The sequence below is a fragment of the Rheinheimera sp. 1928-s genome, assembly GCF_029269265.1.
Classification (GTDB): Bacteria; Pseudomonadota; Gammaproteobacteria; order Enterobacterales; family Alteromonadaceae; genus Pararheinheimera.
The window spans coordinates 410398-427919 of sequence record NZ_JARIXP010000004.1; the positions used below are offsets into that span (position 1 = coordinate 410398).

At 47.6% G+C, this 17522-nt stretch carries 18 protein-coding genes; all 18 read right to left on the minus strand.

The genetic code is table 11. The annotated features are described in order from the left end of the window. Positions 1-7 precede the first annotated feature (7 nt). The 18 genes from P3C17_RS12200 to P3C17_RS12285 all read right to left on the minus strand — a co-directional run bounded on the left by P3C17_RS12200 (position 8) and on the right by P3C17_RS12285 (position 17519). On the minus strand, positions 8-1297 hold the full coding sequence (locus tag P3C17_RS12200; RefSeq protein ID WP_300929692.1) for an NAD(P)-binding protein: 1290 nt from the start codon (positions 1295-1297) through the stop codon (positions 8-10). Then, positions 1290-2156, minus strand: a complete 867-nt coding sequence (locus P3C17_RS12205) for an NAD(P)-dependent oxidoreductase (protein WP_300929693.1) — start codon at positions 2154-2156, stop codon at positions 1290-1292. The genes P3C17_RS12200 and P3C17_RS12205 overlap by 8 nt, the downstream gene beginning before the upstream one ends. Then, positions 2153-2692, minus strand: a complete 540-nt coding sequence (locus P3C17_RS12210; protein WP_300929694.1) for a dTDP-4-dehydrorhamnose 3,5-epimerase family protein — start codon at positions 2690-2692, stop codon at positions 2153-2155. Before P3C17_RS12210 ends, P3C17_RS12205 begins: the two co-directional genes overlap by 4 nt. Next, the gene (gene rfbH / locus P3C17_RS12215; RefSeq protein ID WP_300929695.1) at positions 2692-4014 is read right to left on the minus strand and encodes a lipopolysaccharide biosynthesis protein RfbH; all 1323 of its coding nucleotides are present in this window, start codon (positions 4012-4014) and stop codon (positions 2692-2694) included. The genes P3C17_RS12210 and rfbH overlap by 1 nt, the downstream gene beginning before the upstream one ends. Then, on the minus strand, positions 4011-5102 hold the full coding sequence (rfbG, locus tag P3C17_RS12220; protein WP_300929696.1) for a CDP-glucose 4,6-dehydratase: 1092 nt from the start codon (positions 5100-5102) through the stop codon (positions 4011-4013). The genes rfbH and rfbG overlap by 4 nt, the downstream gene beginning before the upstream one ends. Positions 5103-5104: 2 nt before the next feature. Further along, positions 5105-5881 carry a glucose-1-phosphate cytidylyltransferase gene (gene rfbF, locus P3C17_RS12225; RefSeq protein WP_300929697.1) on the minus strand — a complete coding sequence of 259 codons (777 nt, stop codon included), beginning with the start codon at positions 5879-5881 and terminating at the stop codon, positions 5105-5107. Positions 5882-5944: 63 nt separating this feature from the next. Further along, positions 5945-7015, minus strand: a complete 1071-nt coding sequence (locus P3C17_RS12230; protein ID WP_300929698.1) for a hypothetical protein — start codon at positions 7013-7015, stop codon at positions 5945-5947. Next, the gene (locus P3C17_RS12235; RefSeq protein WP_300929699.1) at positions 7015-7974 is read right to left on the minus strand and encodes a Gfo/Idh/MocA family oxidoreductase; all 960 of its coding nucleotides are present in this window, start codon (positions 7972-7974) and stop codon (positions 7015-7017) included. Before P3C17_RS12235 ends, P3C17_RS12230 begins: the two co-directional genes overlap by 1 nt. Positions 7975-7983: 9 nt before the next feature. Next, complete coding sequence (locus P3C17_RS12240; RefSeq protein WP_300929700.1) at positions 7984-8952, minus strand: Gfo/Idh/MocA family oxidoreductase; 969 nt, start codon at positions 8950-8952, stop codon at positions 7984-7986. Then, on the minus strand, positions 8949-9704 hold the full coding sequence (locus P3C17_RS12245; RefSeq protein ID WP_300929701.1) for an oxidoreductase: 756 nt from the start codon (positions 9702-9704) through the stop codon (positions 8949-8951). Before P3C17_RS12245 ends, P3C17_RS12240 begins: the two co-directional genes overlap by 4 nt. An 11-nt stretch (positions 9705-9715) precedes the next feature. Then, positions 9716-10420: an acylneuraminate cytidylyltransferase family protein gene (locus tag P3C17_RS12250; protein WP_300929702.1), complete on the minus strand. Its 705-nt coding sequence runs from the start codon at positions 10418-10420 to the stop codon at positions 9716-9718. After that, the gene (locus P3C17_RS12255; protein ID WP_300929703.1) at positions 10420-11385 is read right to left on the minus strand and encodes a Gfo/Idh/MocA family oxidoreductase; all 966 of its coding nucleotides are present in this window, start codon (positions 11383-11385) and stop codon (positions 10420-10422) included. Before P3C17_RS12255 ends, P3C17_RS12250 begins: the two co-directional genes overlap by 1 nt. A gap of 29 nt (positions 11386-11414) precedes the next feature. Next, a complete protein-coding gene (locus tag P3C17_RS12260; RefSeq protein ID WP_300929704.1) occupies positions 11415-12482 on the minus strand; it encodes a nucleotidyltransferase family protein in 1068 nt (355 codons plus the stop codon). A 1-nt stretch (position 12483) separates the two neighbouring features. Next, entirely contained in the window at positions 12484-13143 is a 660-nt protein-coding gene (locus tag P3C17_RS12265; RefSeq protein ID WP_300929705.1) for an acetyltransferase, read from the minus strand. Next, on the minus strand, positions 13131-14222 hold the full coding sequence (gene neuB, locus P3C17_RS12270) for an N-acetylneuraminate synthase (RefSeq protein WP_300929706.1): 1092 nt from the start codon (positions 14220-14222) through the stop codon (positions 13131-13133). Before neuB ends, P3C17_RS12265 begins: the two co-directional genes overlap by 13 nt. Then, positions 14223-15389 (minus strand): UDP-N-acetylglucosamine 2-epimerase, encoded by a 1167-nt coding sequence (gene neuC / locus P3C17_RS12275; protein ID WP_300929707.1) that lies wholly within the window; start codon positions 15387-15389, stop codon positions 14223-14225. After that, positions 15376-16533 carry a LegC family aminotransferase gene (locus P3C17_RS12280; protein ID WP_300929708.1) on the minus strand — a complete coding sequence of 386 codons (1158 nt, stop codon included), beginning with the start codon at positions 16531-16533 and terminating at the stop codon, positions 15376-15378. Before P3C17_RS12280 ends, neuC begins: the two co-directional genes overlap by 14 nt. Before the next feature lie 8 nt (positions 16534-16541). Next, positions 16542-17519 (minus strand): NAD-dependent 4,6-dehydratase LegB, encoded by a 978-nt coding sequence (locus P3C17_RS12285; RefSeq protein WP_300929709.1) that lies wholly within the window; start codon positions 17517-17519, stop codon positions 16542-16544. Between the last annotated feature and the right edge of the window lie 3 nt (positions 17520-17522).

The following is a 17522-nucleotide window of genomic DNA, read 5'->3' on the forward strand; positions in this document are numbered from 1 at the left end:
CTCTGATTCAATAACGGCTATTTTTTCGGTCATTCAGTAGGTTTTCTATCGCATTCCTGCCAGATAAAAAGGATTGGTCGCTCCAAAAATAGTCCCAACGCCCAAACCTGCCTGCACTGTATATCGGCACTGTATTTAAATACTGAAGTATCTGATCGCGCAGGTTTTCCATACCATGGTTAAATATGACGTTACCAAAAGGAAGCTGTTTATGATGACAAAACAAAATGCTTTTCTCATCAGCAATCTCCATCTGCAGCAGGCTTTGTCTAACATTGTGGATTAAAGCCTGAGGATCAGGAGCCGGAGTACCCGACAGACTATAAATTTCGAACTGCAACGAACTGCATCCATCTGGCGCATTCGCCGGTGCTTTTATTGACGGAGAATAAGCCCGAGCTGCGTATTGCTCCTGATCATAAATATAAAACCACAAATAAGGAGGCACCTGAGGTTGGTTCAGCCCTACAGAAACTAAATCAACTCTGGTCCACAATAAATTTCGTGCAGCGTCTTTTATCTCTTCAGGACAAAAGGTTAGCATTTCAATTAACTTGGGCAGTGGCAAGGTGTTTATTAAGGATTTATAACTCTCAGTTGTCCCATCCGAAAAACTGACAATTTTATTGATGAGATCAACAGACACAGCTTCTTTATTGCAGCGGATCTGAATAGCTTCAGCAAGTGGCTTGATAAACTCGAAATAGCCGCCTTGCTTTGGGTAACGCATCTGACTGGCATAATAATGATTATCCTGCCGTTGCTCTAACGCGCCCTGTAAAATTTCTTTTAGCTCGGCCCTGCGCATCCGGTCGCCTATCCAACTTAAAGACAACTGTTCAGCCGACAATCCCCAGTACTTCTTCGTGTAACGCAACGGATAGCGATCAGCAATGACCTCTCCATATTGCTGGATCAGCCATTGCTGATAATTCTCGACAGAACCTTCAGGACGCTTGATGAAAGATTCAATGCAGGCCACACGGTCTTCAGTTGACAAGGGATAAAGATTATTTTGTACCGGATGTTTTAGCCACAGCCCTTGGTCAAAACAGTAGGGGTTTGGCGTATGCACATGATGTGGAGTGTTCAGAAATATTGAGTTTACATAGTCGCTTTTCGAAAACGATAAATGCACCGCATTATCAAAACGAAAACCCTGAACTTCAAAATTTGACACTAAACCACCAGGGTGGCTTGCAGCCTCAAAACACTCGGCCTCTAACCCAGCTTGCTGTGCATGGTAGCAGGCAGAAATACCTGCAATACCTGCTCCTAATACTATTACATCAGCCATGATTTAATACCATCTGTGCAAATTGTCGAATAAAGTCAGCTAAGTTGCCCTTAGGTTGATACTGCTCGTAACTGCTTCGTACCACAAGTGTTGTGCTCTGCGACGGATGACTGTCTGGGACAGTCTTGATCTGGCAATTCAGTTCTGGCAGGACCTTAGCAACCAACTGCGCAAACTCCACTATAGACAATGTGTTCAGACCAAACACATTGAGTACCTGCACCTGACCAACAAGCTCTGTCGCACGCACTACATCATCGACACTGACAAAATTCCGCAGTTGCTGACCACTGGAGCGGATCTCAATTTTTCCTTTTAAGACTGCGCTTTGCACAAACTCAAAGGGAACCAGGCTCCACCGATAAAAGTCGCTGAGTTGTGGTGGTAGCCCATAAATATTGGTTGGGCGCAGAATCAGTGGCTGGTAGCCACCGTAGGAGGCCAGATCCAACACAATACGCTCAGATAAATAATGCGTCAGGCCATAGTCATTTTTCGGCGCTACCAGACTAAGTTCATCTAGCTCGCCACTGCTGCGGCCATAAACATGAAAGGTACTGAAATAAACCAGCTCAGGGATCGATGAGCGGCGGCATAATTCAACCACTTGCCTGGTCAATACAACATTCACTTGGTAGCTAAGTTGTAAGTCTTGTTGTATCTGGGTTTCGTTCACAGCAGCAGCCAAAATCAGGCGATGGATTTGGATATTTAGTATTAATGAATCAATAGAGCTCACGGCAAAGTCATCATCCTGGCGTCGTCCAAGCGTATAAACCTTCCACCCCAATTGCTGGTAATAACGATGCAGGGCCTGCCCAACAAAACCGCTGCCACCTACCAGCAAAAGATTCTTCATAAAAACGGACTCTCAAATTGATCCAGTGCAGGAAAACCTTGATCCCGCAGCGAAACGACAGGCTCAGTAACGGGCAACTCAAAGGGTAAGGAACGCCAGTGTATGCCCTGATCATGGTCTGGTGCATAAAGACTGTCAGTCTGATACAGCATTAAAGTTTGAGCTGTAACAGCTAAAAAACCATGGGCTATGCCTACAGGCAGGTACAGCAGTTGAGGTTTAGCCGCAGATAACGCAACAGTACAGGTCTGGCCAAAAGTGGCTGAGCTCTTGCGTAAATCAACCAACAAATCCAATGCCTGACCAGCAGCACAATGAACCAGTTTTTGATGAGCAAAAGGTGGGGTCTGAAAATGCATACCTCTGAGCACATGCCGTTCAGACCAGGAGTAAAACTCTTCTTTGTGCTTGAAGTCGATGCCACTCTTAGCCAACTCAGCCTGATGATAGGTTTTTACAAAGCGCCCTCTTTCGTCACTGGAATGCGGCAGATCAATTAGCTTGCAGCCCAACAGCGATAGTTCAGTCACATTCATCAGTTTCTCGCTTCAAGTTGTCTGAAGAACTCATAAAACCTGCTGATCGTAAAGTCTAAGTGGTCACTGGTTAGTCCAGGATATAAGCCAATCCAAAAGGTATGCGACATAATATGGTCAGTCACAGTCAACTCGCCGGCAACCCGGTAGTTCAGATTTTGAAAATACGGCTGTCGGGTCAAATTACCGGCAAACAATAGACGTGTACCAATCTTTGCCTGATCCAAAAAATTAATAAGCTCAGCCCGGCTAAAGCCTTTATCGGTTTTAATGCTCACAGGATAACCAAACCAACTGGGGTCAGCGCCTGGTGTGGCCTGAGGTAAGACCAGATAGTCCTTTAAACCAGCTAACCCCTGCGTCAGATAGTTAAAGTTTTGCTTCCTTGAAGCAATAAAGCTCTCTAACCGATCAAGCTGAGCCAAAGCACAGGCTGCTTGCATATCGGTAATTTTCAAGTTGTATCCCATGTGTGAGTAGGTGTATTTGTGATCATAGCCTTGCGGCAAGTCGCCAAACTGCTGATCAAAGCGTTTGCCACAGGTATTGTCTCGTCCGGGATCGCAATAACAGTCTCTTCCCCAATCACGAAATGACTCTATTATTTTCTTTAAACGCAATGATTTAGTGAACACGGCCCCACCTTCACCCATAGTGATGTGGTGCGCCGGATAAAAACTTAAGGTAGCGATATCACCAAAAGAACCCACCAGCTTGCCGTTGTAAGTGGTACCCAAGGCGTCACAACAATCTTCTATCAGCCATAAATCAAACTCATCAGCAAGGGCACGGATGGTGGTTAAATCAAAAGCATTTCCCAACGTATGAGCAATCATAATGGCTTTGGTTTTGTCACTGATCGCCTGCCGGACTAACTGGGCATTAATGTTTAATGTATGCAGGTCCACATCAACAAAAACAGGGATTAAGCCGTTTTGAACTATAGGATTGACTGTGGTCGGAAATCCTGCGGCGACGGTAATCACTTCATCACCCGGTTTTAGCCTGCGCTCCCCTAACTGTTCTGAGGTCAGCGCGGTTAGCGCCAGTAAATTAGCGGCCGAACCAGAAACAGTCGTCAATACATGTTTTACACCTAAAAAGGAACTTAACCGGCGCTGAAACTCCTGATTAAACCGCCCTGTGGTTAACCAGGCATCCAATGAGGCGTCTACCATCAATTGTCGCTCTTTTGCACCTACGACTTTGCCCGAAGGTGGAACTGCGGTTTCGCCCGCAATAAAAAGTTTAGGGGCGTCTGCCAGAGCTGAATATTGAGCAACCAATTCAGCAATTTTTGTTCTGATGTCATCCTGATTCAAGATGTAACTCCGGGTTCAGTTGTCAAAAGGGTCTGATAATTCTGAATTTCAGCCCAACAATAGTTATACATAGCTTCGCCTCTCAAAAAGGCGTGCTGCCACTGCACTATGCCTGACAAAGTGCTTTGAAGTGAGCAAAAAGTACGCCAGTTCAATTGCCTCCGTGCTTTTGTACTGTCCACACTCAATAATGTAGTTTCATGACACTGCTGCGTCTCGGAGCGCCACCCACCCGAGCCCCAGGCCCTGATTAATTCTTCAACGACCCATTGCACAGGCTGGCTGGCGTGATCATCAGGACCAAAATTCCAGGCATCCGCATACCGAACCCCCTCTTTTACCAGATGCTCGGCTAACACCAAATAGCCGTGCAGAGGCTCAAGCACATACTGCCACGGACGAGTTGCGGACGGATTACGCAGCACTATCTCTTGCCCATGTTGTAATGCAGTTAACACATCGGGAATTAAACGATCAGGCGCGTAGTCGCCGCCTCCAATCACATTTCCCGCGCGCACAGTGGCAATAGCACAGCGATGCGTTGCATAGTCGACCGCATTAAAAAATGAACTGCGAAATGATGCGGTAACTAACTCAGCGCAGGCTTTGCTGCTGCTGTAGGGATCATAACCTCCTAAAGGATCGATCTCTCGATAGCCCCAGTGCCACTCTTTATTTTGATAAACCTTATCTGTGGTCACCACCACCACTGCCCGCACAGAATCAACTTGTCGTATGGCCTGCAGCAGATTAGCGGTCCCCATCACATTCACCTGAAAGGTTTTGAGTGGGTCCAGATAGGATGCCCTAACCAAAGGCTCAGCCGCTAAATGAAAAACCACTTCTGGCTTCACTGCACAAACAAAAGATTGTAACGCCTGCAAGTCACAGATATCGCCAATCTGGGAGTGCATGCCTCTGGCAACCTCAGCACTGGTAAATAACGCAGGTTCAGTTTGTGGGGCTAAAGCGTAGCCGTACACATCAGCCCCTAATTGCTGCAACCACAGAGACAGCCAGCTGCCTTTGAATCCGGTGTGGCCGGTCAGCAATACCCTTTTGCCAGCCCAAAATGAAGTATCAATCATGGTTAATTCCATATCTTCCAGGGAGCTTTACCAGTGCGCCAAAGCTCTTCAAGCATCACTTTATCGCGCATGGTATCCATAGGCTGCCAAAACCCATGATGTTCATAAGCCATTAGCTGACCATCCTCCGCCAGTTTTTTTAATGGAAATTGCTCCCACACAGTTAAATCATCTTCAATATAATCAATAACCTTTGGCGACAACACAAAAAAACCACCGTTGATCAGATTGCCATCACCTTTGGGTTTTTCTTTAAAACTGGTGACCTTCTCGCCTTCAATCTCCAAAGCACCAAAACGAGCCTGAGGTACAGTCGCGGTCAAGGTGGCAAGACAACCGTGTTTTTGGTGGTATGCAATGGATGAGGTGATATCGATATCACCGACGCCATCGCCATAGGTAAAGCAAAAATAATCGTCATCTTTGACAAAATCACGGACCCGCCGCAAACGGCCTCCGGTCATGGAGTCTTCGCCCGTATCCACCAACGTGACTTTCCAGGGTTCAGCGCGATGATTGTGAACATGCATCTGATTGTTCTGCATGTCAAAGGTGACATCAGACATATGCAAAAAGTAATTGGCAAAATACTCTTTGATCAGATAGCCCTTATAACCACAACAAATAACAAACTCGTTAATGCCATGCGCTGAGTAGGTTTTCATGATATGCCACAGCATCGGCTTGCCACCAATATCAACCATAGGTTTAGGCTTTACCGTAGTTTCTTCACTTAATCGGGTTCCCAGCCCACCTGCCAGTATCACTGCTTTAGTCATAGCTACTCCAATCCGCTGTCATTTTCACCTTCACTCAACTTAAGCACAAGTTATGCCAGAACACTATGTCGTTTGAGTGTCTAAATAGTTGATCTCAATCCCCTCACAGAGCCGCAGGTAATCCATGATGGCTTCGATCACCTGCAAGTTATTGCAGCGCGTCAAATTCCAGACATGAGAAGAGGCAGCGTTAATCCAGGTGCTTAACCCCGGGTCGACGCTAATGACTCTGAGCCCGCTAAAACAATGAGCAATAGTCGTTAATGCCATCGAATAAAAGCCAACCACAGTGGCGGGAGGTGTGGCTTGCTGACGCAGCCAGTCTTCTATTGGCAAATGCTGCTGCATGATGGCAACAGGCAACTCAAGCCTTATCCTGGCGACAAAATCAGGGTTGGTGATGCGATGGGGTACATAGTGAATACACTTGCCTGGGAACAGCGCCACCACCTTTCTCAACAAGGCGATATAGTGGTCTTCACTCAGATAACTCAGTTGTGTTTCTCCGCCACCAAGTAACAGCACAGCCTGCTCGTCCACAATAGGGAAATGCTGTTTCATCGCCTGAAGTGGATTCTTGCATATGCTGAGCCAGGGCAAAGCAGGTAAATCAAAGACTGTAAATAACTCAAGGTGGGCCGGTGGCTGTGTGCATACCTGGTATTTTTGTCTGGCCAGCAAAGCCTGCTGCGCGCGCACTGTGTCTGGGTCGGCAGGAAAATCAAAAAACAGCCCCTGACTAAACAAGTAGCGGTAGAACACCAGGGGCGCATTGCCATCATCCATCAGTACCAGCTTAGGTCCACTTAAACTGCAAACGATATCCCTTTGCCATTGTTGCCTTATATTGGAGAAAAACACCAACTGATAGCCTTGCTGCTTCAGCCAGGGCAAATGCTGAGCATAAATACTGATCCTGTCTTCAATAGCACCGCTAACTCTGGGGACCTGAATCAAATGGGTAGGTTTCAAGCGGGTTAATAACTGCTGCAACTGACTGTAGGCATCGGCTCTGCAACAATCACAGGTGATGATATCGTAGTCGTCTATGCCATATTCTCGCACTGCTTCTTGCAGGTTAAACACCTGAGATGGTGTATCGATAACAAATAATGCACGTAAAGCAGAGGCCATCACATCGGTTCCTTTGCTGAGCTTGGGTAATTTGCCATTTGCTCATACCACTGCAAACGCTGAATTTGAGTAGTTAAATCACAAAAATGCTCAGGATCCTGAGCTAAAAACGCCTTCACCTGAGCATATAGCCCCGCTTTAAACTCATGATCTATATTATTATCAGGTGGTACTGGCTGCCACACCACCGTGCCACGCAGTTGCTGTTGCACTTGCTCCAGAGGCATAAATTGAAAACGCCTTTGCGCTGAACTGAGCTCCAATGCCCAACGCCCTGCAGATTGCCAATTGCCTTGATAGCTGAATAAGGCGCCAGACTCTGACACACCTGCCCCTGTCATCACTGCGGCAGAAGGATGCCAGGGCAGTGAGCCAGTAAAAAGACTATTCATCTGCTTAGGCGTTCCACCCAGATAAAAAGCCAGATCGATAATGTGAGCTGTGTTGGCAATCAGCCAGCGCGCTTTGACTTCATCCGGGTGGCTGGTGGCTTCGATCTGATGAGACCACTCTGTCATTTCAAAGTAAAAAGACAATACACCGCCATCGTCTTTGAGTTGTTTTCTGGCATGCTGAACACCAGCATAAAAACGTCTGTTGTAACCAATCAATACTATGGTTTGTTGTTGTTCTGCAAGCTGACGCAATTTATCCAGTTGCCATTGATACAAAGCCCCTGGTTTTTCCAACAAAATATGCTTAACACCGTAGTGCAGAAGTGCAAGACAACTTGGATACAGGTCTACGACATTCACAGCAACAATTGCAATAGTAGCGCAGTCTGGTTGCGACTTTAAGAATAGTTCCAGCCCACCACTGACCACTTGTGCCCCGGTTTGCTGACGGAAGTTCTGACAGCCTTGATCTGAGCGTCCTATCACCAGCGGTGTTTGCTGTAGTTGTTGCAAGACTTTGTAATAGGCCTGCGCCATAGGCCCTGCGCCAATTAACCACATCATAAATACTCCTCAGGTTATAGGGCAGTGATTCAGTTCAACTGACTCTTGCCGAAAATAGGCCAGCAAACTGTGAATAAGCGGCAGATGTAAAGCGGCAGATTCAGCAAAAGGAGTTAAAGAACAGCTGCCACTTCGAAGCAAATCGTCCACTACGCCTGCAGTCAACTGGCTTTGATACAGCATAGGCATATCTCTGAGTATCAGCTCTCGCTCGCCTCTTCTGTGGACAGAGCCTTTGACTTCATCAATGTCAAAACACACCTTGGCAGAGCTGCATTCTATGAGCACTGACGTTGGTGCACGTTCATCGGCAGTGCAGTGAAGAAGCAGTTCGGAACCTTGGCTAAATACACAACGCAAAGTACCAGCCACTTCAAGATATCCCACTCTTTTGCTTTGAAGACTCTGCACTAGCTGGCTGTGGTCAACACTAAGCAAAGATTCAGAGCTTAAAAACGACACTAAATCAATAAAGTGAATGCTATTGCAGGCCATTCCCCACAAATTCCCCTGAACCTTCATCAACACAGGCGTCTTAGCTGTTATAAGGCTCAGTTGCCGATACAACGGATAACAACGCCTTGGACAGTTCACATAAGCCTGAACCTCATACTGCTCAAGTAGGTTCTGCATCAGTGCATAGTGTTCAGGCCGCTGAAACAATACTTTTTCCAGCACCAGATAACGCACTTTGGCGCAGCGCAGCAGCTCTTGGCTCAACTCAAAGCGCACTGCCGCTCCTGTTGCAATCAAAGCGAGGTCATACTGCGAACTGAGTTGCTCAATGGACTGGAAAAAACGGATCTGAGCCGCGTTCACCTGCACCTGAGCCAGACGTTGTTTGGCTTTTTCAACAGACAATACATCAGGTTCTACCACGTCAATACTACAGTCAGGCAAACTGGCCATAGACTGCAAATGACGGGAGCCCAACTCACCTGCGCCAACTAACACCAGGCTGCAGTGCATGAGGCTCATAAGGTGAATCCATCATCAATAATCAGGTTTTGGCCTTGCATAAAAGTGCTATCGTCAGACAGCAAAAAGACCACAGCCCCACAAATATCGGTTGGATTAAGCATACCTTTACCTAAGGTATGCTGTTTATACTGCTGTAAAAATGTCTCTGGTTGCCCATCAAGTAAACCACCAGGGCTTACCGCATTTACTCTAAAACGAGAGTCATTGACATAACTGCTAATGTATTTAGTCAACTGCACAATGGCCGCTTTTATGGCGGCGTATTCCACAGGCATGGTCATAGGCGTATCTTTGTAGAGGTCAAACTTAGGCGCAATCACGCCATAAACAGAGGATAAATTCACCACTGACAACGGCTGCTGATGCACGCTGAAGTGCTTTGCCGCTTGTTGCGCAAATAAAAATGCCGCGCCCAGATGCAACTGCACATTTTCATTAAAGCTCTCTAGTGTGACATCAAAAAAATGCCGGCCGTAACTAGGATGCCGGGGGTAGGTACAGTTCACCGCACCAGTTAATTGAGGGTAAGTCGCAAACAATAACGCCACTTGCTCTGGCTGATTAAAATCAACCTGATGCAAAACCAGTTGCTGATCCGTGCAACCAACAGCTATCAAACGTTGGCGTAATTTGTCCAGATCCAGATCAGCAGCGATAACCACAGCGCCCCGCTGCACTAACACCTGACACAAAGTGCTACCTAATAAACCCGCAGCACCGGCAACTAATACGGTTTTACCTGTCAGCATCTGTTGTCCTTTCATTGGTTTTTACTGAGTTCTGCTGCGCTCAGCAACACTTCCGCCAGCATAAAGTCATAGATATCATCAATATCGACAGCACGCTGTTTAGGGATAACGACTGCCGTCACTTTACCCGCCAAAACCCCTGCACTCTTGCGGATATAATGTGGTGATGTTGCATAAACCACGGTAGTTAAATCAAACAACTGCGGGGCATCCTGACGGCGAATTAACTGGCCATTGGCTTTGATGGCTATATCGACCAGGCCATCTGGCAGTTGCCGCACCATATTAAAATAGGGGCTACGCTGGGCTGGTGTCATGCTGACACAAATATCAGCACCCGTTTGCTGCAACTTTAACAGCGCTGACTGCACATCCTCTTTGCTGCGTAGTGGCGCGGTGGCAGGCAAGCTGACAAAGTGATCAAACTGGCCATAGTGGTGCTCAACCCAATCGACGGCATGACGCCAGGCGAGAAATTCTGCGCTGGTGTCAGTGGCCAGTTCTGCTGGGCGTTCAATCACAATGGCACCCGCCGCCTTTGCGGTGCTGGCAATCTCAGCATCGTCTGTAGAGACAAACACCTGTTCAATCTCAGGAAGCTGTTGCGCCAGCTCAACGGAATAACACAACAGAGGTTTTCCCAGCAGTGGTTTGATATTTTTCCCCGGCAACCCTTTGGAACCGCCACGGGCAAAAACAAAAGCAAAAGTACGCATTAGTCTGTGTTCTCCGCTATCCGTCTGGCTTGTTCAATCAGCGCTAAGACAGCTAAGCCATCCTGCAGCGGCACAGGCGCCACTTTTTCTTCTGTTACAGCAGTAAAAAAGTCCTGCAACATCAGCAGATAAATTTGGTTTTTATCCCAGAGTGGCTGATGATACAGCTGCTGTCGGCCATCTGTATTAATCAGACAAACACTGTTTTCCAGCAGATCCCATTCTATACGACCTTGCTGGCCTGAAATAATGCAACGCCGTTGTGGCACCTGCTGTAAAAAATCCAGATGCAACTGACAAAGCAATGAATTGTCGCCAGACAACATCAAATCGGCACGTTCTTCCACATCCAGCTTTAATTCGCCCTGTTTTTGTAAGCGGCAAAACTCTACAGATAAAGGGCCAAACAACCAGAGCAAATAATCCAGTTCATGACTCAGTTCCAACAGAGCACCACCACCAAATTCTTGTTTTGCAGACACTGAATCCCGATAATCAATCTGCTTACGCCATTGGCTCAGATGTTGTCCAACCATAGCCTGAACCAAATACACAGGCCCAAGCCTCTGTTCTGCCAGCAGTTGTTTGACCACCTGAGCAGAGGGTAAGTAACGTAGGCAATAGCCCAGACTCAACAGCGGTGTTGACGGAGGCTCAGACAAAAAGTCTGCTGCTAACTGGCGCTGATGACTCAGAGGTTTTTCAATCAAGGCAGCAATACCGGCATCACGAAAAGCATTCGCATGCTGCAAATGTAAATGGGCCGGAGAAGCGATCACGGCAAACAAAGGCTGGACGGCTATCGCCTGCTCGAGGCTCAGCTGGGTTTGCCCAGCCAGTTCATCATCAGGCAATTGGCGGCCACTCGCTGAGACTACATAAATTTGTGCCTGTGGCCATAACAGCAGCAGATTAGCTAAATGTCGTTTACCTATACTGCCCAAACCCACCAATACAATCGTCATTACTACTCCGTCAGCTTTGCAGGGAATGGTTATAAATCCTGTAGTGTGTCATTCACAAGTTGCTGGGCTTTTTTAAAATCATCCAGTCGTCCTATATCAATCCAGTCCTGCTCAACCTGAAAATGATTCACTTGCTTTCCATCTTGCAGCCGCGCCGATAATAAAGTGGGCATATCAATCTGATCACCGGCTTTGACCTGACGAATAAAATCAGGCTCAAGCAAATAAATACCTGCATTAACAAAATAATGATGGACTGGCTTTTCGACAATGGCAGTAATACGGTGGCCATCTGTGCTAACCACGCCATAAGGCACCTGATAATCAAACTGACGCACACAGACGGTCGCCTCTCCGCCTTGTTCTTCATGAAACGAAAGCAACTGAAGAAAATCTATATCGGTCAGCAAATCACCATTCATCACAAATACAGGCTCTGTTAGTTCTTGCTGCGGTAACAAGCCTAAAGCCCCGGCCGTGCCCAGAGGCTGACTTTCATGCAAATAATTAATAGAAACTCCCCATTTGCTGCCATCACTAAAGTGAGACATGATTTGTTCCGGCATATAGTGGGTGGATATAAAGAAGCGATGAAATCCGGCCTGAATAAACCGCAGCATAATCAGTTCAAGAATAGGTTTATCACCAAGCTTTAACATAGGTTTAGGACATGATTCAGTCAGAGGCCGCAATCTGGTGCCAAAACCGCCCGCCATCAGACACACCGCATTATCCAATTTAGGCTTTTGCAGCAAATCATATAAAAACTCAATCGAAAGCAGTTGTCCATCGTCAGAGACAACCGGCAACAACAGCAGTTGAAAGCGCTCCATGCATGACAATAAACGGGTTTTGCTCCAGTCAGCCTGCGCTACTCGTGGCTCTTTTTGCATAATATCTGAAACAGGCGAGGCTAAACTGATGCCCTTCAATAGCGAACGTCGCACATCACCATCGCTGACAGTACCTAGCAAAAGCCGCTGGGCATCAACCACCACCAGACTGCGGCGGCCTTGCTGATCCATCAGAGCTATAGCGTCCGCTAATGGCATCTGAGGCAAGACCAAAATCTGTTCCCACTGTTTAAGCTTGGCCATTTTATTGTTCTCCGCTGATTGCATGGGATAACCGGACTAGAGCTGAACCACCGCGCACTGTTGCATGTGCAGCCAGGTTTTTGACCACTACTGTACCAGCCCCGACCACAGCTCCTGCAGCAATATTAATGCCCTGAATGACAGTGGCTCCGGCCCCAACAAATACCTGTTCAGCCACAGTCACCTGACCGCAGAGCACAGCTCCCGGGGCTATATGGCTGTGAGCTGCAATCACACAATCGTGTTCAACTAAAGCTCTGCTATTAATAATAACGTTATCGGCAATATTGCTATCAGCTTGAATCACAGCTCCGGCCATGATTTGCACCCCCTGCCCCAACTGGACGCTTGGACTGACCACAGCAGACGGATGCACCAGATTGATAAACTCAAACCCAGCCTGACGGGCTTTGCTGAATAATGCATAACGCGCCTGAGACTGAGGCATCATGCCAACCCCATTGACCAATTTCACCTGCTGCGGATTGTAGCTGGTCAGCGCGTCATCATCACCCAATACGGCCAATCCCCGCCATTGCTGGACTTTTTGCGCCCAAAGCAAGGGACAACTCACGCCTAAAACCGGGGTCTGCGTAAGTTGCAGCATCTCAAGCACCACCTTCGCATGACCGCCTGCGCCAAGCAATATTACGCCTTGCATGACGGTTCCTGAGTCACAGGGTCCATGGCCTGATAAGAACAAGTAGCGGTTTGTCCAAGTAAATCCCAGTAATGTATCGCTGCTGTGCCTCTGCAGCTGCGGGCACTCGTCAGGTTTTCTGCGGTAAATGTCTGACCCGCTGCTATGGCTGTTTTAGCAACAATTCGTTGCCGCACCACTTGCTGCGTATCCAGCTCAACAGCTTGTGGCGCTTTGATACCGGATCCCAACAGCAATTCAACCCGTCGAATTTGCTGCACCATATCTTTGAGCTCGCCGGGAGTTAATGAAGCCTTGTGATCCGGGCCTGGCAAATTACGATCTAAGGTAAAGTGTTTTTCAATGATAGTAGCGCCGCGGGCAACAGCAGCGACTGGCACTAACAAACCATCACTATGATCCGAATAACCCACTGGCAACTGAAAACTTTGGGCTAATGTGGTCATGGCCGCTAAATTAACCTGCTCGTCAGGACACGGATATTGCGAAGTACAATGCAGCAGTGTGACTTGCTTTTTCAGGTTCTGCTGAGCAGCAATACTGCTCCAGTTTTGCCAGACCTCTCGTAGACCTGCCGGCGGCACGTCAGCCGTGGACGCATGCGCAACAACGGCCAACGCCAATTCAATCTCGCCGAGGGTTGCCATACCAGTTGACAGAATGAGTGGCTTACCACTGCGCGCGGTTAACCATACTAAAGGCGCATTTGTTAGTTCACCGGATGGGATCTTATAGCGCTTTAGCTGCAAATTAAGCAGAAACTCAGTGCTTGGCAGGTCGAAGCCTGTCGACATAAATTCAAGCCCTAATTGTTCCGCATAGTCTTTAAGTTGGTGATGCAGAACCTGGGGTAGTTCTAAGCGTTTGAGCATCTGCCACTGGCTTTCGCTGGCATCGGTAAGTTCTTTTTGATACTGAGCTTTTGGTGTTTGTCTGGTGGCTAATAAATCAGCCTGAAACGTCTGAAATTTAACAGCGTCAGCACCTGCTTGTGCTGCTGCATCAACCAAAGCAAAAGCTAAATCAGCATCGCCATTATGATTGACCCCAGCTTCAGCAATAACAAAGGTTTTGCTCATTTAACAGTCCTTGCCTGAAGGCACATCATAGAATTTCTTTTGGCTGGAAAGTGGGATGGTTTTTAATAGTGACACCACTTTGTGACTCACTTCGCCATCACCGTAGGGATTACAGACTGCTGTGCAATCGAGTTGCATAGCAACGGCTATTGAGGTTTTTATTTCGGTCAGGTCATGGCCACAATGCAGCACAGAGCTCGCCGCCAACCGACCCGCCTGACGTTGCCCCACATTGACACTGGGCACATGCAATGAGGGTACTTCAATCACCGCACTGGAAGAATTACCCACTACCACTTTTGCATGCCGCACTGCCGCCAAATAACGTGCCTGCCCAAGCGACGAAAACAACTTAATGCGCTTGGGGTGCTGTTTTTGGGCCAGTTCAAGTTGCTCAATAATCAACCGGCCACCTTCGTCCGCATTTGGATAAGTGCCAATCAGATAAAGCGATTCAAAACTCAAACAGGCGTCCAGTACATTGCAAATGGCAGAGCTGGTACTGGCAATATCCTGAGTTTCCGGATGGTAAGTCAATAACAGGTAGTGTGCATCTGCAGGCAGACCAAGTTCTTTTAGCGTGTTTTCGCGTGACCAGGCCGTTTGCTTGGCTATGGCTTCAAGACCAGGCGCACCGACACAAAATACCCGTTCAGGAGACTCACCTAACTGGATCACTCGTTGACGATACACCTCAGTCGAGGTTGCATGGTACTGGCTGAATTTTGTGATGGCATGCCGTATTGCATCATCATAAGCGCCTTCGGTCAGTTCACCACCGTGCAGATGAAACAAGGGGATGTGCATGAGCATCGCAGCCTGCGCCACTGCCAATGCCTCGTATCTATCGCCAAGCAACACTAACAAGTCTGGCTTAAGCCTTTGCAAGGCATCGGCAAAACCAATCAGCCCCAGCCCCATACTTTTTACCGTTGCTACCGCACTGTCTGCCGAAAGTAACATATCGATGCGTGCTGCAATCTCAAAACGATCCTGTTCTATCTGCTGCACCGTGTAGCCATACTCAGGTGATAAATGGCTGCCAGAGACAATCAGCTGCAACTCCAGCTCGTGATCGCTTTGTATTGCCCGTAACACATAATATAGCAAGCCATAATCAGCCCGGGTGCCTGTGAATACCGCAATCCGACGTTTATGGATGGTCATGCGGCAAGCTCCTAACCGAACTGGGCAAATTAACCAAATGCTCAGACAGATAGTGTGTGACAGCTAAGTCAGTACGGATACAGTTCTCATACATAGCTAGTTGATGCATGGGTCGCCAGGCTGGGCGCAACATAATGCCCTGCTCTGCTGCGGTTTCAAGCAATTGTGTTTTTACTTCAGTTGAAGGACAAATCACTGCATTGAGCCAGTAGTTGGAGCGCGCATAAGGCGGCTCTTTGACACAACGAAACTCTGTGCCAGCAAAAAAGTCCTGATACAAGGCTGCTATTTCGCGTTTATCGGCGATAAAACTATCCAGTTGTTCCAATTGTCCGCAACCTAAAGCGGCGTTCAGATTTGGCATGCGGTAATTAAAACCATAGTCGTCATGCACAAACTCATAACTATGTGGAACTTTGGCTGTGGTTGTCAGATGCTTCAGCGCTATACCATCGGCTGGGTCAGCACAAAGCACCATGCCACCTCCCCCTGTGGTGATAATTTTATTGCCGTTAAAACTCAAAGTACCAAAACGCCCCACAGTACCGGTATGTCTGCCTTTATACAGAGACCCCAGACTTTCAGCAGCATCTTCAATTAAGACTAACTGCCATTGCTGGCACAATAACAGCAGCTCATCCAGCTCAACCGGGTGGCCAAAGGTATGCATAGGCACAACAGCCCGCACCCGGCGCTGAGTTTGGCGATGGATACAAGCTCCGTCCGTCAGTTCACACTGTTGCTGTAAAAACTCAGCCAGTGACTTTGGACATAAGCCCAAACTCAATTCTGAGACGTCAACAAATACGGGGTCTGCACCTGCCCAATGAATAGCATTACAGGTTGCAACAAAAGTAAAGGACTGAGTCACCACCAAATCATGGTTCACCACGCCTGCAGCATATAAAGCAGCCTGCAAAGCAGCTGTGCCGTTCATTACTGCGACTGCTTTAGACGATTTGCAGTACGAGGCCATATCCGCTTCGAACCGGTCAACGTAAGCTCCGACACTGGACACAAAAGTAGAGTCTAAGGTGTGCTGCACATAAGCGGATTCTTGTCCGGCAAAACGAGGGGCATGCAAAGGAATAAAGTCCTTAGTCTGGTAAAGCTCTCGGATAAATCGAAACAAAGTCTGCTGCATCAGGGCTTCTACTTGTTGTATTGACTGGCTTTGTAGCGGGCCAGATGTTCAGGCTGAGTGAACCATTCAATAGTACGACGCAGGCCTTGTGTTAAATCTACCGCAGGTGAAAAGCCTGTGAGTTGCAGCAGTTTGCTGTTATCGCCCCATAATCTGAACACTTCGGAACCACTTGGACGCAAACGTTGCTCGTCTATCACAAACTCGACGTCACTTTGCATCAGACTGCGGATCAAATCTAAGGTATCGGCTACTGAAATTTCATAATTCGAGCTGATGTTCACCGTCTCACCAATAGCTGCATCACAACGGCTGAGCACTTCAAAACCAGCGCAGGTGTCCTCTACATAATTAAAATCACGGGTTGGACTGGTGTCTCCCAACTTGATGCGTGTTGCACCTGTCGCGATTTGACTGATAATTGTCGGGATCACAGCACGAGCCGACTGACGTGGCCCATAGGTATTAAAAGGCCGGACTATGGTCACAGGCAAATTAAAGGCATGGTAATAACTCATCGCCAAGGCATCAGCAGCAATCTTAGAGGCGCTGTAAGGTGACTGGGCTTGCAGCGGATGTTTTTCATCAATAGGCACATACTGTGCTGTGCCATAAACTTCACTGGTAGATGTTTGTAAAAACCGTTTTACTCTATGTTTCAGTGCAGCCTGACACAGATTCAGCGTGCCATTGACATTAGTCTCAATATAACTTTGTGGTGCGCTGTAGGAATAAGGTATAGCAATCAATGCGGCCAAATGAAAAACTACATCGATATCCTGACACAAGGCGTCACAAAAAAACGCATCTCTCACGTCACCATACTGAATATCAAGCGATGGATGAACAACACCATCCAGCCAGCCAGCCGAGTTAAACGAGTTATACTGAGCTAAAGCCCGAACCTGATAGCCTTTCTCGAGTAGGTATTCCACCAGATGAGAACCGATAAAACCATCGGCACCTGTAACCAACGCTTTTTTCATCTG